Origin of the sequence: Massilia pinisoli (assembly GCF_024753285.1) — a bacterium.
Classification (GTDB): Bacteria; Pseudomonadota; Gammaproteobacteria; order Burkholderiales; family Burkholderiaceae_D; genus Telluria; species Telluria pinisoli.
On the sequence record NZ_JANUGW010000001.1, the window covers coordinates 35118 to 60308 of the forward strand.

Genomic DNA, 25191 nt, shown 5'->3' on the forward strand with positions numbered 1-25191 from the left:
AAGATAATATGCTGGGCCAGCCACGGTGGCGTCGCCACCAGTCCGAACGCATCGACCACACGGAGTCCGCATGAAAGCCATCGTCAAGACCTTGCTCGCCGCCGTCCCGTTCCTTGCCGCCCAGGGCGCGTGGGCCGGGTCGACCTATACGTACAGCGCTGTCGGCACGCCGTCGGCGCCCGTCAGCGCGAAGCCCGTGTCGTGCGTGGGCACGGCGTGCACACCGTCCGTCGTCCTGATGGGCGGCGGCTACGACGTGGGCGAGGCGTTCCGCTGGATGATCGCGCAGGCGGGCATCACGCGTGCGACGGGCGGCCGCTTCGTCATCCTGCGCGCCACCGGCACCGATGCGTACAACGGCTATATCTACAGCCATCTGGGCCAGGTCGACCCGACGACGCCGAAGAACTACGAGACGGTCGGCGGCATCGACCTGGGCGTGACGTCCGTCGAAACGCTCGTGATCCCGACACGCAAGGCCGCGGAGGACCCGTTCGTGCAGGGCGTGATCGCCAAGGCGAGCGCCATCTTCATCGCCGGCGGCGACCAGGCGGACTACTATAATTTCTGGCAGGGCACGGCGCTGGACACCGCGCTGCAGAAGGCAATGAGCGCGGGCATTCCCGTCGGCGGCACGAGCGCCGGTAATGCGATGCTGGGCCAGTACGCGTTCGCGGCGCTGAACGGCAGCGTCACGTCCGGCCAGGCCCTGGCCGATCCGTTCAACCGCACCATGACGATCGATCCGCTGAACACGTCGTCGAAGAAATTCGTGCAGACCGGGAGCTTCCTCGCCATCCCGTCGCTGGAAAAGACGATCACGGACGACCACTTCAACACGCGCGATCGCCTGGGGCGCCTGTTCGGCTTCGTCGCCCGCATCGGCAACGGCTGTCCCGGCGGCGCCGAGGCGTTCGATGCCGTGGTGGGCGTCGGCATCGACGAGGAGACGGCGCTGCTCGTGTCCGGCCCGCGCGGCAGCGTGAAGGCGCAGCTCGTCGCCAATCCGTACAACACGGACAACACGACGCCGTCGTACACGGCGCAGAACTCCGCCTATTTCACGAAGATCGTGCGTACGCCGTCGCAATGCGTGGCCGGCAAGCCGCTGAACGACAACGCCGGCATCCAGGTCTACCGCATGAGCGCCCAGCTGGCGCAGCCATCGCCGTATCCGACTGCCCCGCAATACAGCTTCAAGTCGCAGGCGACGTTCAACCTGTCGGCCTGGACGCAGCAGGCCGCGCAGACCTACGCGGACGGCTCGTCGCTGAACGGACCGTACGTGTACGGCACCGCCAACGGCGCCGTCCTGGGCAACCAGGTCCACTGATCCGGCGCGGCATGGCGGTCACGATCGACCCGGACGACGTCGAGTTCAGCGCCGTGCGCGCGCAAGGGCCGGGCGGGCAGAACGTGAACAAGGTGTCGAACGCCGTGCAGGCACGTTTCGACATCGGGGCCTCGTCGCTGCCGCCGCAGGTGAAGGACCGCCTGCGCGCGCTCCCGGACGCGCGCATCACGCGCGAGGGCGTCGTCGTCATCAAGGCCCAGCGCTCGCGCAGCCTGGAACGTAACCGGGAAGACGCGCTCGCACGGCTGCAGGCGCTCGTCGACGCCGCGGCCGACGTGCCCCGCGCGCGCAAGGCGACTCGGCCCACGCTGGGGTCGCAGCGGCGCCGGCTCGAGGCCAAGACGCGCAGCGGGCAGGTCAAGGCGCTGCGCGGCAAAGTGCGCGACTGAGCGACCTATATCGAAAACCGCTTTTGCCATACGAAGATGCCATGCCTGACTGATAGCGGTTAACAAAGAGTGTTAGCACGATTGACTCGCTGAACAGCCGTCCCTACGATCGCTCCACAATCACAAAGATCATCGCCGCGCCCGCGGCCGCTCGCCCGCCGTTCGACTCGATGCAGGCTGCGGCATGCCACGCCCCCGGCTGCCGCGCGGACGTCCGTCCGCATCACGTGGGGCATACAAAGAGGAGATACGATGAAGAAGGCACTTTGCACGACAGCATTGGCAATCGCAATCGGCTTCACCCTTCCGGCGCACGCGGCGACGTGGGCAACCTCCGCGCAGTACGGCTCGGCCCAGTTCGGCCCATACAACTTCAACAACGACGTCTGGGGACAGGGCGCTGGCCCACAAACGCTGTGGGTCAATTCGCCCACCGACTGGGGCGTGTGGGCCGACCACCCGAACACGGGCGGCATCAAGTCGTACCCGCACATCAGTTACTACGTCGGCAAGCAGGTCGGTTCCCTGTCACGCCTGACGTCCTCGGTCACGACGACCACGCCAGGCGGCGGCGCGTGGGAGACGACGTACGACATCTGGGACACGAACCACGCCTACGAGATCATGCTGTGGGCGAATTCCACGGGCTGGTCGAACGGCTGCGGCAACGTCAAGCCGATCTCGTACAACTGGGACGGCAACGGGTGCGCGATCCCGGTCTACTGGAACGTGAACGTGGGCGGCAGCACGTGGAACGTCTTCCGCGGCAGTAACGGCAACAACCAGGTGTTCTCGTTCCTGCGCACGTCGAACACGAACAGCCCGAACGTCGACGTCCTGGCGATCCTGCGCTACCTGCAGAACATGGGCTGGATGGGCAATGTGACCGTCGGCGACGTGCAGTTCGGGTTCGAGATCACGTCGTCCGCGGGCGGCATGAACTTCGGCGCACGGAACTTCACGGTGACGGCGTACTGACCGGAGCCCGTGGCGACGCCAGCCGCAGGGCGCAGACGCGATCGCGCCCGCCGCGCTTGGCGTCGTACATCAGCTTGTCGGCGGCGGCGATGAGGTCGCGCAGGACGCGGTCCGCGTCGTCGCTCCCGGAGTCGGCGCAGGCGACGCCGAAGCTCGCGGTCGTGCGCACCAGGGTCGTGCCGTCGCCGGCTGCGACGCCCGTCGCCGCGAAACGCGTCCTCAAGCGTTCGGCCAGGCGGATACCGCCGTCGACGTCCGTACCGGGGAGGATCGCGAGGAATTCCTCGCCGCCGTAGCGCACGACGCTGTCGATGCCGTCGCGCGTCATCGCGCCGAGCAGATCGGCGAAGCTGCGCAGCACGGCGTCGCCGCATGCGTGGCCATACGTGTCGTTGATCCGCTTGAAGTTGTCGATGTCGCACAGGACCACCGTCAGCGGACCGCCCGCCGTGCGCGGGCCGGGGCGCATCAGGTGGTCGTGCAGGTGGCGCCGGTTGAAGCAGCCCGTCAGGTGGTCGCGCGCGGCCGCGTGTTGCAACTGCGTGCGCGCCTGGTACTCTTCGCGCGACGCGCAGTTGAAGCGCCGCGCCGCCAGCGCGCCGAACGCGTTCGCCAGCAGCAGGAGCATGACCATCGTGACGACGTCCGCGGCCGACATGCGCCCGAACCGCAGCGCCAGCGCGAGGAATGCGGCGGTGGCGCCGGACGCCAGCAGCAGCGCGTTGGCGAAGCTGTTCGGGATGTACAGGTAGATCACGATGAGCATGATCGCGAGCGACATCGCATGCCAGTGGAATTCGCCCGGCCGGCGCACGGCGATGAACATGAAGCAGCCGAGCGCCACGATTTCGGCGGTTGACGCGGCGACGCGTGTGGCGCGGACGGACAGCGGCGTGCGGTACGCGCACCAGGCGCACGTGCCGGCCGTCGCGGCCACGATGCCACGCGCGGCGCACAACTGCAGGAACTGGGGACCGTAGCCGAGCGCGGCGAAGTCGCTGACGGCGAACGCCAGGTAGAACAACGTGCAGAATACGAGCGTGAAGCCGAGCAGGGCACGCGTCTGCGGCAGCTTGTGGGCGAGGAAGGCGGTTTCGTGCGCGAGCTGCGCGAACTCGCCGGTGAGCGGATTGAATGTCATGGGGCGACGGAGGGTGGCGGCCGCGCTGGTCGGCGAGTGCTACAAATTCTATAGCATACTGCCGCCCGGCGCCATGCGTCCGTCGCTGCCCGCCGGGCCGCTGCGGCCCGGCGGGAGCGGATCAGGCCTTCAGGCCGAACAGGGCCGAGCCGTGCGGCGGCACGGTGGCGTTGATCTTGCCGCGCACCGTACCCAGATCGTGCCGCGCCCACAGGTCGCGCACGGCGACGGTGCGGTTGCCCAGGTTCAGGCGCGACAGGTCGAACGCGAAGTCGACCGGCGCGTTGGAGGTGTTGAACAGCGCGAGGTATTGCAGGTCGTGCTGGTCGGCCGAGCGGGCGCTCCAGATGCGGGTGCCCGTATCGGCGCGTTGCGGACGGTTCTCGCGGCTGCGCTGGTTCACTGCCAGCATCTCGGGATTCGTCAGCAGCGCGAGCGTCTTCGCATCCAGGTGGCGCAGGTCGCCGCCCATGATCAGCGGCGAGCGCGCGATGCCCCACAAGGTCATCAGGGTCTGCTGCTCGTCCGGCGTGAACTTGGTGTCGCGCGCGCCGAGCGCGAGGCGGCCCAGCGGCAGCATGTCGGCGTCGGGCCAGGAGCCCGGACCCATCACGGGATTCCAGTTTTCCAGGCGCTGGAACTGTTCTTCCAGCAGGCGCCACTCGTCCCAGAAGTCGTCCGAGATGCGCCACATCTGCGCGTAGTGCGGCACGTGGCGGTCCCAGCGCAGGTCCATCTCGCCCGGCGACAGCGACAGGATGATGGGACGGCCGCTGGCCGCGATGGCCTTGTGCGCCGCCTCGACTTCAGGCCAGTTGCGCTCGTACGGGCGCGACATGTCGTCCATCTTGACGAAGTCCACGCCCCATTCGGCGTACTGCTTGAAGACGGAATTGTAGTATTCCTGGGCGCCCGGTTTCGTCACGTCGACGCCGTACATGTCGCCGTTCCACTCGCAGATTGCCTTCGTGTCGGCGATGTCCTGCGCGTGCAGGTTCGTGCCGAGGATAGCGGTGTTCTTTTGCACGGCCTGGCGCGGGATGCCGCGCATCAGGTGGATGCCGAACTTCATGCCGCGCTTGTGGATCTGGTCGGCGAGCTTCTTGAAGCCGGCGCCGCCGGCCGCGGACGGGAAGCGGTTCGGTGCCGGCTGCAGGCGGCCGTACTGGTCCATCGTCAGCTCCGCGTCCTTGCGGTACGTGTAGCTGTTCGCGTTCGGCTCGTACCACTGGATGTCGACCGTGAAGACGGTGTACCCGGACGGCAGCAGCTTCGCGACCATGATGTCGGCGTTTTCCAGCGCCTGCGCTTCGGTGATCGTGGGGCCGAACGAGTTCCAGCTGTTCCAGCCCATCGGCGGCGTCGGTGCCAGCACGGCGCCGGCTGCTGCCGCGGCGGCGGTCTTTTTCGGCGTCGCCGCGTTGGCGGAGGAAGAGGGCACGCCAGCCGCTGCGGCGGCGGCGCTGGCGAGGGAGGTGGCGAGGAGACGGCGGCGATTCGGGTTCATGGGGGGCGTAACCTGTAGTTGAGTTATCGCGCGAGTATAGAGTTGGTTCGGCCGACGCACTAATAACAACTTTGCGCCAACCGATGTCCAAAATGATATCGCAGCCTCAAGCCTGGCGTGGCGGCGCGGCCTTGATGGCATCGGCGATCGCCTGGCGCATTGGCTTCGCCTTCAATTGCGCGTCGAACGGCGTGGGCCGCATCGGCAGCTTGTCCGTGCGCGGCGCCTCGTCCCACGTCTGCAGCCAGCTGACGTTGTCCGCGAGGCCCCACACGAGGATGTCGCGCAGGCGCGGGTACGACAAGGTGACGTCCAGGTAGTCGCGCGTGGCCGCCGCGACGCCGGCGTCTCGTTTGGCGATGTCGGCCGGCAGGCGGCGGTCGTTCACGTCCAGTTCCGTGATCAGGAGGTCGTAGCCCATGCCCGTCACCTCGTCGAGGAATTTGCGCCATTCGACGAGGTCCGCATGACCCTTGTCCGTTTCATCCCAGGAGCCGATATGGCTCTGCAGGCCCAGCGCGTTGACCGGCGTGCCGCGCTTCTTGAGGTCGGCCAGCAGCGCGAGGACACCAGCCCGGTGCTTCGCACTGCCCGCGTCGCCGCGCATATAGTCGTTGTACACGAGTTGCGCCTGCGGCGCGTATTCGTGCGCCAGGCGGAACGCGAGGTCGATCTGCTCGAGGGCGCCCAGCGGCCGCGTGAGCGCGTTCTGGCGCAGCTTGCCGTCGGCCGGGTCGACGGCTTCGTTGACAACGTCCCAGCTCTTGATGGTTTTGCCGAAGTGGCCGCACACGGTGCTCACGTGCGTGCGCATCAACTGCTCGACGGTCTTCGCGGGCTGCGGCCCGAAGTTCTGCTTGGCGACCCAGGCCGGCAGCCACTTCTCGGCCTGCCAGAACAGGTTGTGGCCGCGCACGGCGATGCCCTTGTTTTTGGCCCACGCGATCACGTCGTCGGCGGGACCGAAGTTCGCTTTGCCGGGCGCCGGTTCCAGCGCCTGCCATTTCATCTCGTTTTCCAGCACGATCAGATTGCATTCGCGCTCGACGAGGCCGCGGTAGGCCGCGTCGCCGAGCTGGTTGCGGCCGGCGCTGATGGCGGTACCGAAGCGCATGCCCTTGCGGGCGGCGATGTCCTTCAGTCCTTCCCCGGCGGGGCCTTGGGCGCGCGCGAACGGCGCGATGCCCGGCAGCAGGGCGGCGCCGGCGAGCGCCTGGATGATCTCTCGTCGTGTAGTCATGTTGTGTCCTTCTGTTTTGCGTGGTGGTGTAAATGCGGGTCAGCCGTGACCGGGCGCGAACGGGAAAGACAGCGACCGGTAATGATCAAGTGCGTGGTCGGGCGCGCGCACGCCGGCCGGCAGCGGCAGGCCGGAGCGCTGCTGGAAATAGGCGATGCACGCGTCGCGCCACCACTGCGCCTCGCGCCGCTGCTGGGCGAGGCGCTGGGCGACGTCAACGTAGCGGCGCGCGTCGACGTACGGCCGCAGGCGCTGCCACTCGGCCTGCATCGCGTCGACCTCGTCCACGCCATGGTCGTAGTGCGCGACCAGCTCGTCCCACAAGGTGCGGCCGGACGGCATGCGGAAATCCCAGGGCAGGTGGTGGAACCACAGCAGCAGCTCGGGAGGTGTGGTGGCCGGGTCGGCAAAGCGGCGCGCGACCTCGGGCGCGTACTGGGCCACGGCGTTACTGCCCGTCGCCGTGCGGTCGAAGCCGATGCCGTCCTTGCCGGCGCGGTGGTAGTACACGGGGTTCCAGTCGGCGCGTCCCAGGTCGTCGACCCACGGCGCGGGACCGTAGTGGTGGCCCGTGCCCATCATATGGTGCAGGCCGAGGGGCGTCATGTAGTCGACAGCCGCTTCGCGCGAGCGCATCATCATGTCGACGACGGGGTCGACGACGCGCGCATCCGGCGCGAACGTCAGTCCCGCCCATTCGCGCGCGACGGCGCGGCTGTCCAGGTCGGGGCTCCACGCGAGCCGGCCGAACGCGTACCAGTTGGCCTGGTCGAACGTGGAACCCGTCCAGTTGCGGCTCGATCCGATGTTCGCGACGCCGGCGATGCCGCCCACGCGTCCCTGCTGAGCGCCTGCCAGCACGCGCGCTACCGTCATCGGCTGGCCTCCCGCGCGCGTGTCGAAGCGCAGCGTTTCCTGGAACAGCGGGCCGAGGTAGACGAGGTGCGTGGCGAAGCCCAGGTATTCCTTCGTCACCTGGAATTCCATCATCAGGGGCGTGTGCGGCATGGCGCCGAACAGCGGGTGCGCCGGTTCGCGCGGCTGGAAGTCGATGGCGCCGTTCTTCACCTGCACGAGGACGTTGTCGTCGAACTTGCCGTCGAGCGGCTGGAACTGGTCGTACGCCTGCGCGGCGCGGTCGCTGGCCTGGGCGGGATGGGTGGGCGGGCTGTAGACGAACGCGCGCCACATGACGACGCCGTGGTGCGGCGCGAGCGCCCGCGCCAGCATGTTGGCGCCGTCCGCGTGGTTGCGGCCGTAGTCCTGCGGCCCCGGCTGGCCTTCCGAATTCGCCTTCACGAGGAAGCCGCCGAAATCGGGGATCGTGCGGTAGATCTCGTCCGCCTTGCGCGCCCACCATGCCGCGACGGCCGGGTCGAGCGGGTCGGCCGTCTTCGTCTCCTTCAGCTCCAGCGGCGTCGACCAGCGCACGGACAGGTACACGCGGATGCCGTATGGCCGCAGCACGTCCGCGATGGCGGCCGTCTTCGCGATGAAGGCGGGGCTCAGCATCTCGGCTTTCGCGTTGACGTTGTTCAGCACCGCGCCGTTGATGCCCAGCGACGCGTTGGCGCGCGCGTAATCCGTGTAGCGCGGGTCGACGATGTTCGGCAGTTCCCACCAGTTCCAGATCGACTCGCCCGCATAGCCGCGCTCCACGGTGCGGTCCAGATTGTCCCAGTGGTCCAGCACGCGCAGCGGCAGCGCCGGCTCGTCGAGAAGGGCGATCCGGTCCGGCGCGGCGCCCAGCTGCAGCTGGCGCAGCCATGCGAAGCTGCCGTACAGGAGGCCGATGTCCGTGTTCGCCGCGATCAGCGTGACAGGTGCGCCGTCGACGCGCGCGCGACGCACGACATAGCCCTCGGTGCCGGCCTTGGCGAGCGCGGCGCGCAACGCGTCGGCATCGGCGAGGCCTGCGGGCAGGCTCGCGGCGCGTGCGAGGACGACGGTGCCGGCGCGCGGTTGGGCGGCCAAGGCGATCTTGTCGGACGTGCGTCCCAGCAGGCCGGCGAGGCCGCGCCGGAGTTCCGCGGTGGCCGCGCGGACGGTCGGGGTGTCGCTTGGGGCCGCGATGCCGGTGGCGGCCGCGGCCAGTGCCGCGCGCGGGGCCGTGGGCAGGGGCCGGTAGCGCAGCCACAAGTCGTAGCCGTCTTCGTCGGCGGCACGGGCAACGTGCGTGGCGAACAGGCCGAGGAGGGCGGTCAGCACGAGCGCCGCCGTCAGGCGTGCGCGTGCACACCGCATCAAATACTGCATCGTAGTCTCCGTTATCGTTATGGTGCCGGTGCGGCGGCCCGCCCGGCGTTCGAATGTTAGCGCAAACTCTTGAATTACGAAATCGATTTCTGAGTGTTTACGGTCACTTTTATGGCTATCTTTGCATGCCCCGGCAGTGTTAAGATAGCGCAAACAAAAAATCGACAGGAAGCGGGAGAACATGACCAAAGCCAAAGCAGAGTCCGTCCAGGAAGAGGTGGAGCGCCGGGGCCAGCCGACGATGGCGGACGTCGCCAAGCTCGCGGGCGTGTCCGCGATGACGGTGTCGCGCGTCATGAACGGCAAGGGCCTCGTGCGCGAGAGCACGCGCCGCAAGGTGGCGGAGGCCGTGGCGGCGCTGAATTACACGCCGAACCAGGAAGCGCGCAACCTCGCCGGCTCCAAGCCGATCCGCGTCGGCTTCTTGTACAGTAACCCGAGCGCCGCCTATTTGAGCGAATTCCTCGTCGGTCTCCTGAGCCAGTCGGGCCTGAACAACGTCCAGCTGTTCGTCGAAAAATGCGAGGCCGGCGAGCAGGAAGCCGAGCAGACCAAGCGCCTCGTCGAGAACGGCCTGGACGGCATCATCCTGCCGCCGCCGCTGTGCGACAGCGAGGCCGTGCTGTCGACGATCGCCGGTGCCGGCATCCCCGCCGTCGTCGTCGCGTGCGGTCTGCCGGACAGCCGCGTGGGCGCCGTCAGCATCGACGACTTCGAGGCCGCGCACGCGATGACGCGCCACCTGATCAACCTGGGTCACCACCGCATCGGCTTCGTCGTCGGTCATCCGAACCAGACCGCCAGCGCGCGCCGCCTGCAAGGCTATCGGGCGGCGATCGCCGAGATGGGCGCGGACGCATCCGAGGAACTGGTGGTGCCGGGCATGTTCACCTACCGCTCCGGCCTCGATGCGGCCGAGCACCTGCTGGCGCTGGAAGAGCGTCCCACCGCCATCTTCGCCAGCAACGACGACATGGCGGCGGCCGCTGTCGCCGTCGCGCACCGGCTGGGCCTCGACGTGCCGGGTGACCTCACCGTCACCGGCTTCGACGACACCGCGCTCGCGACGACGATCTGGCCGGAACTGACGACCGTGCGCCAGCCCATCGCCGGCATGGCGCGCGAAGCCGTCCAGGCGCTCGTGCGCCGCGTGCGCGCGCTGCGCGAGGGCGAGGTGGCGGAACCCGAACAGGTCCGCATGGACTTCGAACTGGTGCGCCGCCAGTCCGACGCCGCGCCGCGCACCCGTCCGTCGGCACTGCTGCCGCTCGCGGCGGCCAAGCGCGCCGGCTGATCACCCTTCCGGCCGCGGCGTCCGCCGCGGCCATCATCCCCGCCACATCTTTCTCCGCTTATGCAAGGCGCATAAGCTGTTCACGCAAACATCCCATTTTCCCTCTTTCCCGGCCGTTTCCGCCGACGCGCGGGCCGCTTGCGTCGCCTTCGCCGGACATCTTCCGAATAATTGATTGACAAGGGCTAAATCCGCCGATTAGACTGGAATGGTTGCGGTAACATTTTTGTTATTGGAATGTTGGGCGTAGACCCACCGCATGCCAGGCAGGCTCACTTACAAAAACAAGTTGGAGACAAAGTCGATGGGTATCAAACGCAGGGAGTTTCTGGCCACGGTCGGCGGCGCGGCCGGCATGGCCGTCGTGCCGGGCGCGCTGGCAGCCAAGGCCGCCGCGCCGGTGTACAAGAACGCGAACGCGCCCGTGGCGGCGCGCGTGGACGATCTGCTGGGGCGCATGACGCTCGACGAGAAGATCGCCCAGTTGCAGTGCGTGTGGCTCACCAAGAAGGATTTGCAGAACGCGGACACGAGCTTTTCGGCCGAGAAGGCGAAACAGGTGCACCCGAACGGGATGGGCATGTTCGCGCGCCCGTCCGACCGCCAGGTCGGCGCCGACAACAACGCCGGCAACTCGGGTGCCGTCGGCAACCGCGGCCCGAAAGAGACCGCGGAATACGTGAACGCCGTGCAGAAATGGGCGCTGGAGCAGACGCGCCTGGGCATCCCCGTCTTCATGCACGAGGAATCGCTGCACGGCTATGTGGCGCCGGAGGCGACCAGCTTCCCGCAGGCGATCGGCCTCGCGTCGACGTTCGACCCGGAACTCGTGCAGCAGATCTTCTCGCTCGCCGCACAAGAGATGCGCGCGCGCGGCGCCAACCTCGCGCTGGCACCCGTCGTCGACGTGGCGCGCGAGCCGCGCTGGGGCCGCATCGAAGAGACGTACGGCGAAGACCCGCACGTGTGCGGCACGATGGGCAAGGCCGCCGTGCTGGGCTTCTCGGGGGATTCGCTGCCGCTCGCCAAGGACAAGGTCTATGCGACGCTGAAGCACATGACGGGCCATGGCCAGCCCGAGTCGGGCACGAATATCGGTCCCGCGAACGTGGGCGAGCGCGCGCTGCGCGAAGATTTCTTCCCCCCGTTCGAGAAGATCATCAAGGAAACGAAGATCGCGGCCGTGATGCCGTCGTATAACGAGATCGACGGCATCCCGTCGCACGCGAACCGCTGGCTGCTGACGGACGTGTTGCGCAAGGAATGGGGCTTCCAGGGCCTGACCGTGTCGGACTATATGGCCGTCGCGGAACTGGGCGGCCGCCACCACCTCGTCGGCTCCGTGAAGGAAGGCGGCCTCGCCGCGTTCAAGGCCGGCGTCGACATCGAGACGCCGGACCCCGCCGGTTACGCGGTGCTGGGAGAGCTGGTCAAGGAAGGCAAGATCACGACGAAGGAAATCGACGCCGTCGTGCGCCGCATCCTGCGCCTGAAGTTCGAGGCCGGCCTGTTCGAGAATCCGTATGCCGACGTCGCGCAAGCGGATGCCCGCACGGCCACGCCGCAAGCCATCGCGCTCGCGCGCAAGGCCGCGCAGCGCACCGCCGTCCTCTTGAAAAATGATAAAGGCCTGCTGCCGCTCGCGCCGCAGAAGGTCGGCAAGCTGTTGCTGGTCGGCACGCACGGGAAGGACACGCCGATCGGCGGCTACTCCGACAAGCCGCGCCACGTCGTCTCCGTGTACGAGGCGCTGCAGGAAGAATCGAAGGCGCACGGCTTTGCGCTGGACTATGCGGAAGGCGTGCGCCTGACGGAAGGCCATGTGTGGGGCCAGGACGAGATCGTGTGGACGAAGCCGGAAGTCAACGCGCGCCTGATCGCCGAGGCGGTGGAAGCGGCGAAGAAGGCCGACACGATCGTCATGGTCCTGGGTGACAACGAGCAGACGGCGCGCGAAGCGTGGGCCGACAACCACCTGGGCGACCGCACGTCGCTGGACCTCATCGGCCAGCAGAACGATCTTGCCCGCGCCATCTTCGCGCTGAACAAGCCGACCGTCGTGCTGCTGCTGAACGGCCGCCCGCTGTCCGTGAACTACCTCGCCGAGCGTGCCGACGCTTTGATGGAATGCTGGTACATGGGACAGGAGACGGGCCACGCGATCGCCGACCTCGTGTTCGGCCGCGCGAACCCCGGCGGCAAGCTCCCGGTGACGATCGCGCGCGACGTCGGCCAACTGCCGATGTTCTACAACCGCAAGCCGAGCAGCCGCCGCGGCTACATCGACGACGTGACGACCCCGCTGTACCCCTTCGGCTACGGCCTGTCGTACACGCGCTTCGAGATCGCCGCGCCGCGCCTGGACAAGGACCGCATCGGAGTCAACGGCACCACGCGCGTGCATGTGGACGTGAAGAACGTGGGCGCAACGCGCGGCGACGAAGTCGTGCAGATGTACATCCGCGACGACGTCAGCTCCGTCACCCGTCCGTTGCTGGAACTGAAGGGCTTCCAGCGCGTCACCCTGGAGCCGGGCGAGCAGCGCACGGTGTCGTTCGACATCAAACCTTCCGACCTGTGGTTCTACAACGTCGCGATGAAGCGCGTCGTCGAGCCGGGGACGTTCACCATTTTCGCAGGACCGAACAGCGTCGACTTGAAGAAGACGACGCTCACGGTGGCATAAACCAAGAGAGAACAACATGACAGCTATCCAAGCCAATCCGCTGCCGCAGGACCTCGACCAGGCCTTGATGGTCGGCCGTGTCTGGCGTGCAGGTAACATCAACGGCCCGGCCGTCGTCGCCGTGCGCAAGGGCCGCGTGGTCGACATCACGCGCCACGCCTCGACCGTGTCCGAACTGCTCGAGCGCGACGACCTCGTCGCCATCGCGCGCGGCGCGGAAGGCGAGGATCTCGGTGACGTCAACGCTTTGGTCGCCGCCGCGCTGCAAGGCGATCAGGGCGCGGACGTGCGCCTGCTGGCGCCGTGCGACCTGCAGGCGATCAAGGCCTGCGGCGTGACGTTCGCCGTCAGCCTGCTGGAACGCGTGATCGAGGAACAGGCGAAGGGCGATCCGGCCCGCGCCAGCGCGCTGCGCCAGCAGCTGCAGGAAACCATCGGCACCAACCTGTCGGAACTGGAACCGGGCGGCGAGGCCGCGATGCGCCTGAAGGCCGACCTGTCGGCGCGCGGCATGTGGTCGCAGTACATGGAAGTGGGCATCGGCCCGGACGCCGAAGTGTTCACGAAGTCGCAGCCGATGTCCGCCGTCGGCCACGGGGCCGCCGTCGGCCTGCACCCGTCGTCGCACTGGAACAACCCGGAACCGGAAATCGTCCTTGCCGTGAACAGCCGCGCGCAAGTCGTGGGCGCCACGCTGGGCAATGACGTCAACCTGCGCGACATCGAAGGCCGCAGCGCGCTGCTGCTCGGTAAAGCGAAGGACAACAACGGCTCCTGCGCCATCGGCCCGTTCATCCGCCTGTTCGACGGCGACTTCGACATCGACACCCTGCGCAACGCGGAAGTGCGCATGCGGATCGAAGGCGTCGACGACGGCTTCGAACTGGCAGGCGCCAGCTTCATGCGCGAGATCAGCCGCGACCCGCTGGACCTCGTGCGCCAGACCTGCGGCAAGCACCACCAGTACCCGGACGGCTTCATGCTGTTCCTCGGCACGATGTTCTCGCCGATCAAGGACCGCGATGCGCAAGGCGGCGGCTTCACCCACCACGCGGGCGACCGCGTGAGCATCTCCACGCCGTCGCTGGGCACGCTGGTCAACACTGTCCAGCGCAGCGATGCGATCGCACCGTGGACCTTCGGCGTACGCGCGCTGTACGCCAACCTGGCCCAGCGTGGCCTGCTCTCAAAATAATCAAAATCATGTCCGAACAAAACCAAGCATTCGTCTACGCGACGTTCCCCGACCTGGCAGGCAAACGGGTCGTCATCACCGGCGGCGGCAGCGGCATCGGCGCCGAGCTGACCACGGCCTTCGCCGGCCAGGGCGCCCGCGTGTACTTCCTCGACATCGCCGAAGAAGCCTCGCGCGAGCTGGAGGCCACGCTGGCCGGCTCGCGCATCGCACCGAAGTTCATCAAATGCGACCTGACCAACCTCGACGAGCTGAAGTCGACCTTCGCGCGCATCGAAGAGGAAGCGGGCGGCGTCGACATCCTGCTGAACAACGCGGCGAACGACGACCGCCACGACATCGAGAACGTGACGCCGGCGTACTGGGAAAGCCGCATGAACGTGAACCTGCGCCACCAGTATTTCTGCGCGCAGGCCGTCATCCCCGGCATGAAAGAGCGCAAGTACGGCGTGCTGTTGAACTTCGGCTCGATCTCGTGGCACCTGCCGCACACGCAATTGGGCCTGTACATGATGGCGAAGGCCGCCATCGAAGGCATGACCCGCAACATGGCGCGCGAATTCGGCCCGCACGGCATCCGCGCCGTCACCGTGGTCCCGGGCGCCGTCGTCACGCCGCGCCAGAAGAAGCTGTGGCACAACCCGGACGAAGAGGCCCGCATCCTGGCCGGCCAGTGCATCCCCGAGCGCGTCCAGATGGAAGACGTGGCGGCGCTGTCGCTGTTCCTGGCGTCGGACAATGCGCGCCACATCTCCGGCCGCGAGTATTTCGTCGACGCGGGATGGTACGGCGCATGAGCGAGATCGCCACGCAACCCACCGTCGTGTGGGAAGTCGGCGCCACGTTGGGCGAGGGCGTCCTGTGGGATGCGCCGAACGGGCAGGTATGGTTCGTCGACATCAAGGGCCGCCGCCTGCACCGCTGCGCGGCCGACGGTTCCGACCGGAAGAGCTGGGACGCGCCGGGCCAGGTCAGCTTCGTCGTGCGCGCCACGGACGGCGGCCTCGTCGTCTCGCTGGAGGATGGCCTGTACCGCTTCGTGGAAGCGACCGGGGAGTTCGTCCCGTTCGTGAAGGTCGAGGAGCACGTCGCCGGCAACCGCTTCAACGACGGCCACGTGGACGCGCAGGGCTGCCTGTGGTTCGGGTCGATGGACGATGCGGAAGAAGCGCCGTCCGGTGTCCTGTACCGTTTCGACGGCGAGCACGTCGTGCGCATGGACGACGGCTACATCATCACGAACGGCCCGGCGGTGAGCCCGGACGGGCGCACGCTGTATCACACCGACACGCTGGATAAACGGGTGTATGCTTTCGACCTGGCGCAAGATGGCAGCTTGTCGAACAAGCGGTTGTACGCCGAGATCACGGACGGCGGCTGGCCGGACGGGATGGCCGTCGACGCCGAAGGCTTCGTCTGGATCGCCGTGTTCCGCGGCTGGCGCATCGAACGCCGCGATCCCGCGGGCCGCAAGGTGGGCGAAGTGCGCTTCCCGTGCTCGAACATCACCAAGCTGGCCTTTGCCGGCGACGACCTGCGCACCGTCTACGCGACGTCGGCACGCAAGGGCCTGTCGGCCGAGGAACTGTCTCAGCAGCCGCTCGCGGGCGCGCTGTTCACCTTCCGCGCCGAGACGGCCGGATTGCCGCACCATGTGCTGCGGCTGCAGGAGTAATACGGAATGACACAACAGAACAGCAAACCGAAGCGCTTCCGGTCGCAGGACTGGTTCGACAACGAGGAGCGTATCGACATGACGGCGCTCTACCTCGAGCGCTTCATGAACTACGGGATCACCCCGGAAGAGCTCCGCTCCGGCAAGCCGATCATCGGAATCGCCCAGAGCGGCAGCGACATCTCGCCGTGCAACCGCATCCACCTGGACCTGGCCAAGCGCGTGCGCGACGGCATCCGCGACGCGGGCGGCATCCCGATGGAATTCCCGCTGCACCCGATCTTCGAGAACTGCCGCCGCCCGACCGCGGCGCTCGACCGCAACCTGGCGTACCTCGGCCTCGTCGAGATCCTGCATGGCTATCCGATCGACGCCGTCGTGTTGACGACGGGCTGCGACAAGACGACGCCCGCTCAGCTGATGGCCGCCGCCACCGTCGACATCCCCGCCATCGTGCTGTCCGGCGGCCCGATGCTGGACGGCTGGTTCGAAGGTGAGCTGGTCGGCTCCGGCGCCGCGATCTGGAAAGGCCGCCGCCGCCTGGCCGCGGGCGAGATCGACGAACAGAAATTCATCGACATCGCGACCGCGTCCGCGCCGTCCGCCGGCCACTGCAACACGATGGGTACGGCATCGACGATGAACGCCGTCGCCGAGGCGCTGGGCATGTCGCTGACGGGTTGCTCCGCGATCCCCGCACCGTACCGCGAGCGCGGCCAGATGGCCTATGAAACGGGCCGCCGCATCGTCGGCATGGCGTTCGAGGACCTGCGCCCGTCGCAGGTGCTCACGCGCGACGCCTTCATCGACGCCATCGTCGTCAACGCCGCGATCGGCGGTTCCACCAACGCGCAGCCGCACATCGTGGCGATGGCGCGCCATGCCGGCGTCGAGATCGCGCCCGAAGACTGGATGGAATACGGCTACGACGTGCCGCTGCTGCTGAACATGCAGCCGGCCGGCAAATACCTGGGCGAGCGTTTCCACCGTGCCGGCGGCGTGCCCGCCATCATGTGGGAGCTGGAGCAGAAGGGCATGCTGCGCTCGCAGCGTCCGACCGTCACCGGCAAGACGATGGCCGAGAACCTCGTGGGCCGCGAAAGCCACGACCGCGAGATGATCTGGCCGTTCGATGCACCGCTGAAGGACAAGGCCGGCTTCATGGTCTTGAAGGGCAATCTGTTCGACTTCGCCATCATGAAGACGAGCGTCATCTCCGACGCGTTCCGCGCGCGCTACCTGTCGGAGCCGGGGTCGGAAAATGCGTTCGAGTGCAAGGTCGTCGTGTTCGACGGTTCGGACGATTACCACCACCGCATCAACGATCCGGCCTTGAACATCGACGAGCGCACGATGCTCGTGATCCGCGGGTCGGGTCCGGTGGGTTGGCCCGGTTCGGCCGAAGTCGTCAACATGCAACCGCCCGATGCGTTGATCAAGAAGGGCATCACGGCGCTGCCGACCTTGGGCGACGGCCGTCAGTCCGGCACGTCGGACAGCCCGTCGATCCTGAACGCGTCGCCGGAAAGCGCGGCCGGCGGCAACCTGGCGCTGCTGCGCACGGGCGACGTCGTGCGCGTGGACTTGAACACGGGCCGCTGCGACGTCAAGATCTCCGACGCGGAACTGGAAGCGCGCCGCAAGGACGCGCCGCCGGCGATCCCGCCGAACCAGACGCCGTGGCAGCAGATCTACCGCGCCACCGTCGGCCAGCTGCACACGGGTGCGTGCATGGAGCTCGCACTGCCGTACCGCGGCGTGGGCCACGACATGCCGCGCCATAACCACTGATCCTCACGGTTCATACGAGGGCCCGTTCGCGGGCCCTTTTTTTATATCGGATACATCGATGCGCGCTTTCGCGAACCACATCCTCCGCGTCCTTACGCTGACCTTGGCCTGCGCCTGGATGGCTTGCGCCCACGCGGCGCAGCCGCCGCGCACGGTCGTCGGCCTGGACGACGGCTGGGAATTCATCAAGGGCGATGGCGCTGACGCGTCGGCGCCGGCACAGGGCACGTGGACGAAGGTCGCGCTGCCGCACACGTTCAACGCGCTTGACGGCACGACGGCGCAGCCTTACCGCGGCGCGGGCTGGTATCGCCGCAGCCTCGCCGCGCCGCGGCCGGGACGGGGCCGCGTCTTCCTCGAATTCGACGGCGCCGCGCTGTCGACGGACGTGTGGCTGAACGGGACACACGTCGGCCGCCACGAGGGCGGCTTCGCGCGCTTCCGCTTCGACGTCACCGAACGCCTGCATGCCGGCGCCAATGAGCTCGTCGTCCGGGTCGACAACGCGCGCCAGCCCGACGTCGCACCGCTGGGCGGCGACTACACGCTGTACGGCGGCCTGTATCGCAGCGTGCGCCTTGTGGCCACGCAGGACGTCCACATCGACATGCTGGACTTCGGTGGTCCCGGCGTGTACGTCGGCACGCCCGAGATGACGCCGGAACGCGCGCGCCTGCACTGGCGCGCGCGCGTGACGAACGAGCGCGCGCGGCCCGAGCGCGTGACCGTGACGGCGCGCCTGCGCGACGCGGCCGGCAAGATCGTGGCGACGACGCGAGGTACGGCCGTGCTGCCCGCCCGCGCGACGATCCCTGTCGAACTGGATGCCGTATTGGCCAAGCCGCACCTGTGGCAAGGCGTCGACGATCCGTACCTGTACGCCAGCGAGGTGACGGTGGCGCGCGCCGGCAGCGCGGCGCCGCTCGACCGTGTGGACGGCGAGGTCGGTCTGCGTACCGTGCGGCTGGATCCGGATCGCGGCCTGTTGCTGAACGATCGCCCGTATCGCGTCCACGGTGTCAATGTGCACCTGACCTGGGCGCCGGGCAAGGGCACGGCCGTGTCCGACGCCGACATCGACGCCGACTATCGCATCCTGGACGACCTCGGCGTGACGGGCCTGCGTTTCGCCCACTACCAGCACAACGAACACAGTTACGCGCTGGCCGACCGCAAGGGCTTCCTCGTGTGGACCGAGCTGCCGCTGACGTCGGAGGTGGGGGCCAGCGCCGCGTTCGCCGCGAACGCCGCGCAGCAGGCGCGTGAACTCGTGCGCCAGAACTTCAATCACCCGTCCGTGTTCGTCTGGGGGCTGGGCAACGAGATCTACAAGGTGGACGACACGAGCGCCCATCTGCTGGACGCGATGCAGCGGCTCGTGAAAGACGAGGACCCCAGCCGGCCGACCGTGTATGCGAACTGCTGTGCGCCCATCGACGGACCGCAGGCCATGCACACGGACGCCATCGCGTCGAACGTGTATTTCGGCTGGTACGACAAGGAGTTCGCAGACCTTGGCCCGTTCCTCACGGCGAACCACGCGGCGCGTCCGCGCACGCCGGAAGCGCTGAGCGAATACGGTGCCGGGGGCAGCGCGCAGCAGCAGGAAGATCCGGCGCGCCGCCCGGTGGCCCCGAGCCACTGGCACCCGGAGCAGTACCAGGCGCTGTACCACGAGGCGGCCTGGCGCCAGATCGAGGCCGCGCCGTGGCTGTGGGCGTCGTTCGTGTGGACGGGTTTCGATTTCGCGTCGAGCGGCCGCGACGAAGGCGATGGACGCGGCGTCAACGACAAGGGCCTCGTCAGCATGGACCGTCAGGTGCGCAAGGATGCGTATTACTGGTATCAGGCCAACTGGTCGAAGAAGCCGATGGTGGTCATCACGTCGCGGCGTGCCGTGAAGCGCACGGTGGCCGATACGGAAGTCAAGGTGTACAGCAACCAGCCGGCCGTGCGGCTGCGCGTGAACGGCGTCGACGCGGGCGAGCGCGCGGTCGACGGGCATATCGCGCGGTGGCCGGTGCGCCTGACGCCAGGCGCGAACCGGATCGAGGTGCAGGCGGGAGCGTCCACCGACACCGTCGAGTGGACGTTGGCACCGTAGGGTGGACGGCTCCGCCGTCCACGCGGTGATAGTTGACGTGAATGGGCATGCGTCCGATATCGGAGCCGTTAACGCGGCTCCGATATCGGAAAGAGGTTTAGAACCGCCGCGTATCGCCGCGTGGACGGCAAGCCGTCCACCCTACGTTACCGCCGCGAACCATCCACCATCCGCGTGAGCCCAAGCGTTACTGCAGCGTTCCGTCGACCATCCGCGCCAGCCCCAGCGGATTCTCGTCCCGCAGTGCCTCCGGCAGCAGCTCCGCCGGCACGTCCTGATAACACACGGGCCGCAGGAAGCGTTCGATCGCGGTCGCACCGACCGACGTCGTGCGGCTGTCCGACGTGGCCGGGAACGGCCCGCCGTGCACCATCGCATGGCACACCTCGACGCCGGTCGGGAACCCGTTGAACAGGATGCGGCCCGCCTTGCGTTCCAAGGTGGGCATCAGGCGGCCGGCCAGGTCGCGGTCCGCGGCCGTCGCGTGGATCGTCGCCGTCAGCTGGCCTTCGATGTGGCGCGCCACCTCCAGCAGTTCGTTCTCATTCGCGCACGCGATGATCAGCGACGTCGGCCCGAAGATCTCTTCTTCCAGCGCGCTGTTGGCGAGGAACGTCGCGGCGTCCGTCTGGTACAGCGCGGCCTGCGCGGCGCAGCCGCAGCCTTCCGCGCCGCCCTGCGCGACGAGTTCCACGCCGGCGAGGCCCGAGCGCCGGGCGACGGCGTCGACATAGGTCTGGTGGATGCCGGCCGTGAGCATCGTGCCAGCGCCCTTGGCGGCCAGCGCTTCGGTGGCGGCCGTGCGGAACACGTCCAGTTCGGCGCCGGCGAGGCCGATCACGAGGCCGGGGTTCGTGCAGAACTGGCCGACGCCCATCGTCAACGAGTCGACGAAGCCCTGGGCCAATGTCGCGCCGCACGCGGCGAGGGCGCCCGGCAGCAGGAAGAACGGGTTAATGCTGCTCATCTCGGCATACACCGGAATCGGTTCCTTGCGCGCCTGCGCCGCGGTCACGAGCGCGAGCCCGCCCGCGCGCGAGCCCGTGAAGCCGACGGCCTTGATGGCCGGGTGCGACACGAGGGCCTGGCCGATCTCGAACCCGGTCCCGATCAGCATCGAGAACGTCCCCTCGGGCATGCCGCATTCCTCGGCGGCCTGGCGCACGGCCTTCGCGACGAGCTCCGACGTGCCCAGGTGCGCGTTGTGCGCCTTCACGACGACTGGGCAGCCGGCGGCCAGCGCCGATGCCGTGTCGCCGCCGGCAACGGAGAACGCGAGCGGGAAGTTCGACGCGCCGAACACGGCCACCGGGCCCAGTCCGATCTTGCCCATGCGTAGGTCCGGGCGCGGCGGCGTGCGCTGGGGCAGGGCGGAGTCCAGGGTCGCGGCGAGGAAGTGCCCGTCGCGCACGACCTTGGCGAACAGGCGGAGCTGGTTGCACGTGCGTGCGCGTTCGCCTTCCAGGCGCGCGGCCGGCAGTCCCGATTCGGCCGATGCACGCTCGATGAGCAGGGGACCGATGTCCATGATGCGGTCGGCGATGGTTTCCAAAAAGCGTGCGCGCCGCTCGAGCGGTGCGTTGCGGTAGGGGTCGAACGCGGCCTCGGCGAGGAGGCAGGCGCCGGCCAGGTCGTCCATGGTGGCGGCCCCGAACGCGGGTTCGAGCTCGGCGCGCGTGGCCGGATTGAAGGCCCGCACCGTGCCCGCGCTGCCGTGCACGGCCTGCCGGCCGATGATCATGTCGCCTTGGATGTTCATGTTGGCTCCTTGTGTCAAGCGAAGTGGAAACGCCGGAAACGGCGCCGCCGCCGTGGCCTCTTGGGCCGCGGCGGCGGCGGTGTCGTTCAAGCGTCGATTGTAGACAATCCGACGGATTCCCGCTGGCGCGGGATTCGTGTCGTCAGAACGAGTACTGCGCGAGCACCGTGTAGCGTGGACCGCTCATGAACACCTGGCGCGTGAAGTCGCCGGCGTGCTGCTGCATGATCTGGCGCGTGTACGAGTTGGTCAGATTCGTGGCTTCTAGGCCGACGCGGAACTTGTCCGTGAAGTCGTAGAAGATCGAACCGTCCAGCTGGCCGTACGGTGCCTGGTACAGCGGCAGGCCGAACGCCTGGTCGTTGTTCGTCGTCGGGATCAGGAAGCGGCCGGCACCCGAATCCGGATTCGTGTTCAGGCCGTTGTTGCCGCGGCTGCCCCACTGCGTCACGCCCAGCAGGTAGCGCGAGCGCCAGTTGTACGCCAGGCGCATCGACAGGCCGTGCTGCTCGTACATGACCGCGAGGTTGATCGTGTGACGCGACAAGCCCTGCAGCGGGGTGTTGCCGAACGCGCGCGCATCGGTGTCGCAACCGTTGATGTACAGGTTGTAGTTCGACGACGCATCGTTACCCTGGCACCATGCGGAGAACACCGGGTGGTTCAGCCTGCGCCCGCTCTCCACGTACGTCCAGCTGGCCTGCGTGCCGATGCCCTTCAGCCAGTCGGGGACGAAGTCGTAGTACTGCTGGTGGGCGATCTCGAAACCGCGGGCGAAGCCCTTGGCGCCGTTGACCGGACCGGTCACGACGAACGTCTGCGGCTTGCCGTTGACGTCGTTCACCGTGTAGTTGTAGGCCTGCGTGGTGACGATGTCCTTCAGGTTCTTGCTGAACGCCGAGAAGGTCAGCGAGCCGGCCTTGGCGAAGTACCACTCGGCCGTCAGGTCGACGTTGGTCGACGTCGTCGGCTTCAGCATCGCGTTGCCGTCGCTGTTGCCGGCGAGGCTCGTACCGTCGAAGTGGACCGACGTCGTCTTGCCGTCCGCGCTCTTCGTGGTCGTCTGCAGCGTCGTCGCGTTCAGCGTCGTCTGGACCTGCAGCTGGCCAAAGTCAGGCCGCGACATCGAACGGGCCAGCGCGAAGCGGAACTGCAGCGTCTCGCTGGCCTTCATGCGCAGGTTCAGGCTCGGCAGCCAGTTGTGGTACGTGTTCTCGGCCGACATGCGCTGCGCGAACTGGGCGATGTTGATCAGGTTTTCCTGCCCCGACACCGGGGTGCCGTCCGTCGGCAGGTTCAAGGTCGGCGGTGTGAACGAGACGTAACCGCTGCCCGTGTCCTTCGTCGCCACGTAGCGCAGGCCGATGTTGCCGTCGATCGGGTACTTCAGGTCGTCCCAGCCGAAGCGCAGCTGTGTATATGCCGCGCGGGTCTTCTCGTTCTGTGAGTTCGTTGCGGCCGGGTTGGTGAAGCTCGACGCGACCCACGGCGTGCAGCTCGAACCCTTCTCCGCGCACAGCACGTCGTGGTACGCGTGGATCTTGGCCCACTGATCCGGGAAGCCGCGCACCGTCGCCTCGTCCGCGAACAGCATCGGAGGCAGGTTGTATTTGCCGCCGAAGAAGTTGTCGATCTGCTGCAGCGACGCGCCGCCGGCGAAACGCGGATCACCCAGACGGGCAACGTGGTTGATCTGCCAGCCTTCCATCCACGGGAAGGTGATGGCCTGCCAGTTGTAGAAGGGCTGGGCCTTGTTGTTGACGCCTTCGCGATTGGCCATGCGCACGCCGAAGCGGATGTCGCGCAGCACCGGATGGTCGAACGCGTACTTGACGTCGGATTTCCAGGCCGTCTGGCTGGCGGTGGCGTGATCTACCGCTTCCTGCGTGTAGGCCCAGTAGTAGTTGTTCGGATCAGCCATGTAGGCCGGCGAACCGAGGGTGATCTGCGGGACGCTGCCGCGCATGTCCATCGTCTGGTTCGGCATGATGAAGCCCGTCGACACGTCGGCGTCGAAGCCCTGCGTCGTCGAGTGGACGTGCTGCACGTCGTTGGTCCACGTCAGGTCCGGCGTCGCGCGCCATTGCACGTTCAGCGAGACGTCGCGCGTGCTCGATTCGCGCGTGTTGATGCGCTGCGAGCTGTTGAACGGCGAACCGCCGTACGTCGGGTTCGAGATCGTGCCGCTCTGGAACGCGCCATTGCTGTTGAAGACCGAATCCGCGCTGGCGACCTGCTGGTACCACTTGTCCTCGGACGACGACACGACGTGCTCGTCCAGGTCTTCCTTGTACTTCGTCTTGAAGTACGTGAGCGCGGCCGTCAGGTCCTTGTTCGGACGCCACTGGAATGCCGCGTAGTCGCCGCGGCGGGTGCGGTCGAACTGCTGCGAGCGATAGCCGACGCCGAGCGGGATCCACTTGGTCTGGGAGCGGTCGTACAGCGCGGGATCGGTCGAATTGACGTGCGGCCAATACGGATCGACGCCCACGCCGTCCGAGCGGGTCGGGCTCTTCGCATGGGCGAAGTCGATGAGGGCGCCGAACTCGCCGAAGTCCGTCTTCCAGCGGTTCGACAACAGGATCGTCTCGGTCGGGGACGGCGCGCCCTTGCGCAGGGTCGAATAGCTTTCCGACACGCCGGCCGTGCCCTTGAAGCCCTTGTAGTCGAACGGCATGGCGGTGCGCAGGTTCACGAGGCCGGCGATGGCGCCCTCGATCTGTTCCGCGGACGGGTTCTTGTAGACGTCGACGCCGGCCATCAGCTCCGGTGCCACGTCGGCGAAGCCGAGCGAGCGGCCGCCGCCGGCCGAGAACGCGTCGCGGCCGTTGATTTCCGAGCGCACGTAGGTCAGGCCGCGCACGGACACGCCCGAGCCTTCGACGGACTGGCGGTTCGGGTCGCCCGCCATGTTGCGGTCGATCGTGACGCCGGCGATACGCTGCAGCACCTCGGTGACCGAGCGGTCAGGCAGCTTGCCGATGTCTTCCGCGACGATCGAGTCGACGACTTCGTCCGCATCCTGCTTGAGTTTCTGCGCCGACTGGAGTGCGGCGCGCTGGCCGCTGATGTGAACGACGGCCACTGCCGGTTCGTTCGCTGCGGCACTGGCGTCACTGCTGGTTTGTGCCCAAGCTGCGGTGCTGGAAAGAACGGCGACGTGCGCGACCGCCGCCGCGATGGCGGTTTTCTGGAACTTCTTCATTGTCTCCCCCGATGATCAGGTAGTGTTTTTATAACAAGCTCGAACATACAGCCAGGTCGATGTGATGCTTAACACTGGTTGTTATACGCTACCATAATTTTTCCCGATTCGTGCATATGCGCGGACGTTGTGTGTCACCGCGATGCGCTGCTGCATGCGCATGGCCGGGAAAATCCCTGCCGCAGCGGGATCGCCGCTGTCGGCAGTGCGGCCGGGGAGAGGGCGCCCAGGCCTGCGCCAAGCCCCTGATATCTCGAACAAAATCGGCAATCATGGCGTGGCGTTCGTGTTAGCGTATGACATACTGCTCAGCAGCAAGCCCACCGGCGAATGTTATACGTAATCGATTTCATAGCCTGATAAATATTTTTCTTGACGTATGAGAAAAACAACAGCTCGGGGTTGACAGCGCTGCCATCCGGTCCTGTTTCATGATGTTTAGCGGCGATGCCACGAAACAAGCGCAACACGCGCGCCGGGCGATAATTGGCTGTTAGCGCGAACATTTTCCTTGCGCCATAAACAGCGCTTGGCTTAGCATAGCGATAAGCAATATCAAAACAATGTTGGAGACTCATGCGCACCCGGTTCAGGTGCACACGCATGATGGAGACGGA

General features: G+C 67.3%; 17 protein-coding genes. 10 read left to right on the forward strand and 7 right to left on the reverse strand.

Going from position 1 to position 25191, the window contains the following annotated elements:
- Positions 1-70 precede the first annotated feature (70 nt).
- The 3 genes from NX784_RS00170 (at position 71) to NX784_RS00180 (ending at position 2721) form a co-directional block, all read left to right on the forward strand.
- The gene (locus NX784_RS00170) at positions 71-1333 is read left to right on the forward strand and encodes a cyanophycinase (protein ID WP_258814647.1); all 1263 of its coding nucleotides are present in this window, start codon (positions 71-73) and stop codon (positions 1331-1333) included.
- A gap of 11 nt (positions 1334-1344) precedes the next feature.
- Entirely contained in the window at positions 1345-1743 is a 399-nt protein-coding gene (gene arfB, locus NX784_RS00175) for an alternative ribosome rescue aminoacyl-tRNA hydrolase ArfB (protein ID WP_258814648.1), read from the forward strand.
- Positions 1744-1995: 252 nt separating this feature from the next.
- Complete coding sequence (locus NX784_RS00180; RefSeq protein ID WP_258814649.1) at positions 1996-2721, forward strand: GH12 family glycosyl hydrolase domain-containing protein; 726 nt, start codon at positions 1996-1998, stop codon at positions 2719-2721.
- Here NX784_RS00180 and NX784_RS00185 read toward each other — a convergent pair.
- The 4 genes from NX784_RS00185 to NX784_RS00200 all read right to left on the reverse strand — a co-directional run bounded on the left by NX784_RS00185 (position 2702) and on the right by NX784_RS00200 (position 8865).
- The gene (locus NX784_RS00185) at positions 2702-3862 is read right to left on the reverse strand and encodes a GGDEF domain-containing protein (protein WP_258814650.1); all 1161 of its coding nucleotides are present in this window, start codon (positions 3860-3862) and stop codon (positions 2702-2704) included. The genes NX784_RS00180 and NX784_RS00185 overlap by 20 nt on opposite strands.
- 121 nt (positions 3863-3983) lie before the next feature.
- Positions 3984-5369 (reverse strand): glycoside hydrolase family 27 protein, encoded by a 1386-nt coding sequence (locus NX784_RS00190; RefSeq protein WP_258814651.1) that lies wholly within the window; start codon positions 5367-5369, stop codon positions 3984-3986.
- 106 nt (positions 5370-5475) lie between these two features.
- Positions 5476-6609: an endo-1,4-beta-xylanase gene (locus tag NX784_RS00195; RefSeq protein WP_258814652.1), complete on the reverse strand. Its 1134-nt coding sequence runs from the start codon at positions 6607-6609 to the stop codon at positions 5476-5478.
- Positions 6610-6648: 39 nt separating this feature from the next.
- Entirely contained in the window at positions 6649-8865 is a 2217-nt protein-coding gene (locus NX784_RS00200; protein ID WP_258814653.1) for an alpha-glucuronidase family glycosyl hydrolase, read from the reverse strand.
- Between the two features lie 181 nt (positions 8866-9046).
- Here NX784_RS00200 and NX784_RS00205 point away from each other — a divergent pair, with 181 nt between their 5' ends.
- From NX784_RS00205 to NX784_RS00235, 7 genes are all read left to right on the forward strand, one after another.
- Positions 9047-10159 (forward strand): LacI family DNA-binding transcriptional regulator, encoded by a 1113-nt coding sequence (locus NX784_RS00205; protein WP_258814654.1) that lies wholly within the window; start codon positions 9047-9049, stop codon positions 10157-10159.
- 304 nt (positions 10160-10463) lie between these two features.
- The gene (locus NX784_RS00210) at positions 10464-12845 is read left to right on the forward strand and encodes a glycoside hydrolase family 3 N-terminal domain-containing protein (protein WP_258814655.1); all 2382 of its coding nucleotides are present in this window, start codon (positions 10464-10466) and stop codon (positions 12843-12845) included.
- A 16-nt stretch (positions 12846-12861) separates the two neighbouring features.
- A complete protein-coding gene (locus NX784_RS00215) occupies positions 12862-14040 on the forward strand; it encodes a fumarylacetoacetate hydrolase family protein (protein WP_258814656.1) in 1179 nt (392 codons plus the stop codon).
- An 8-nt stretch (positions 14041-14048) separates the two neighbouring features.
- Entirely contained in the window at positions 14049-14837 is a 789-nt protein-coding gene (gene xylB / locus NX784_RS00220; protein ID WP_258814657.1) for a D-xylose 1-dehydrogenase, read from the forward strand.
- A complete protein-coding gene (locus NX784_RS00225) occupies positions 14834-15715 on the forward strand; it encodes an SMP-30/gluconolactonase/LRE family protein (protein WP_258814658.1) in 882 nt (293 codons plus the stop codon). The genes xylB and NX784_RS00225 overlap by 4 nt, the downstream gene beginning before the upstream one ends.
- Before the next feature lie 6 nt (positions 15716-15721).
- A complete protein-coding gene (locus NX784_RS00230) occupies positions 15722-17506 on the forward strand; it encodes an IlvD/Edd family dehydratase (protein ID WP_258814659.1) in 1785 nt (594 codons plus the stop codon).
- 58 nt (positions 17507-17564) lie between these two features.
- Positions 17565-19610, forward strand: coding sequence for a glycoside hydrolase family 2 protein (locus tag NX784_RS00235; protein ID WP_258814660.1), 2046 nt, complete (start codon positions 17565-17567; stop codon positions 19608-19610).
- Between the two features lie 187 nt (positions 19611-19797).
- Here the strand turns inward: NX784_RS00235 and NX784_RS00240 are convergent, their stop codons facing one another.
- From NX784_RS00240 to NX784_RS00250, 3 genes are all read right to left on the reverse strand, one after another.
- Complete coding sequence (locus NX784_RS00240) at positions 19798-21369, reverse strand: aldehyde dehydrogenase (NADP(+)) (RefSeq protein WP_258814661.1); 1572 nt, start codon at positions 21367-21369, stop codon at positions 19798-19800.
- A 142-nt stretch (positions 21370-21511) separates the two neighbouring features.
- A complete protein-coding gene (locus tag NX784_RS00245) occupies positions 21512-24574 on the reverse strand; it encodes a TonB-dependent receptor (RefSeq protein WP_258814662.1) in 3063 nt (1020 codons plus the stop codon).
- A 308-nt stretch (positions 24575-24882) separates the two neighbouring features.
- A complete protein-coding gene (locus tag NX784_RS00250) occupies positions 24883-25179 on the reverse strand; it encodes a hypothetical protein (RefSeq protein ID WP_258814663.1) in 297 nt (98 codons plus the stop codon).
- Positions 25180-25191: the final 12 nt, after the last annotated feature.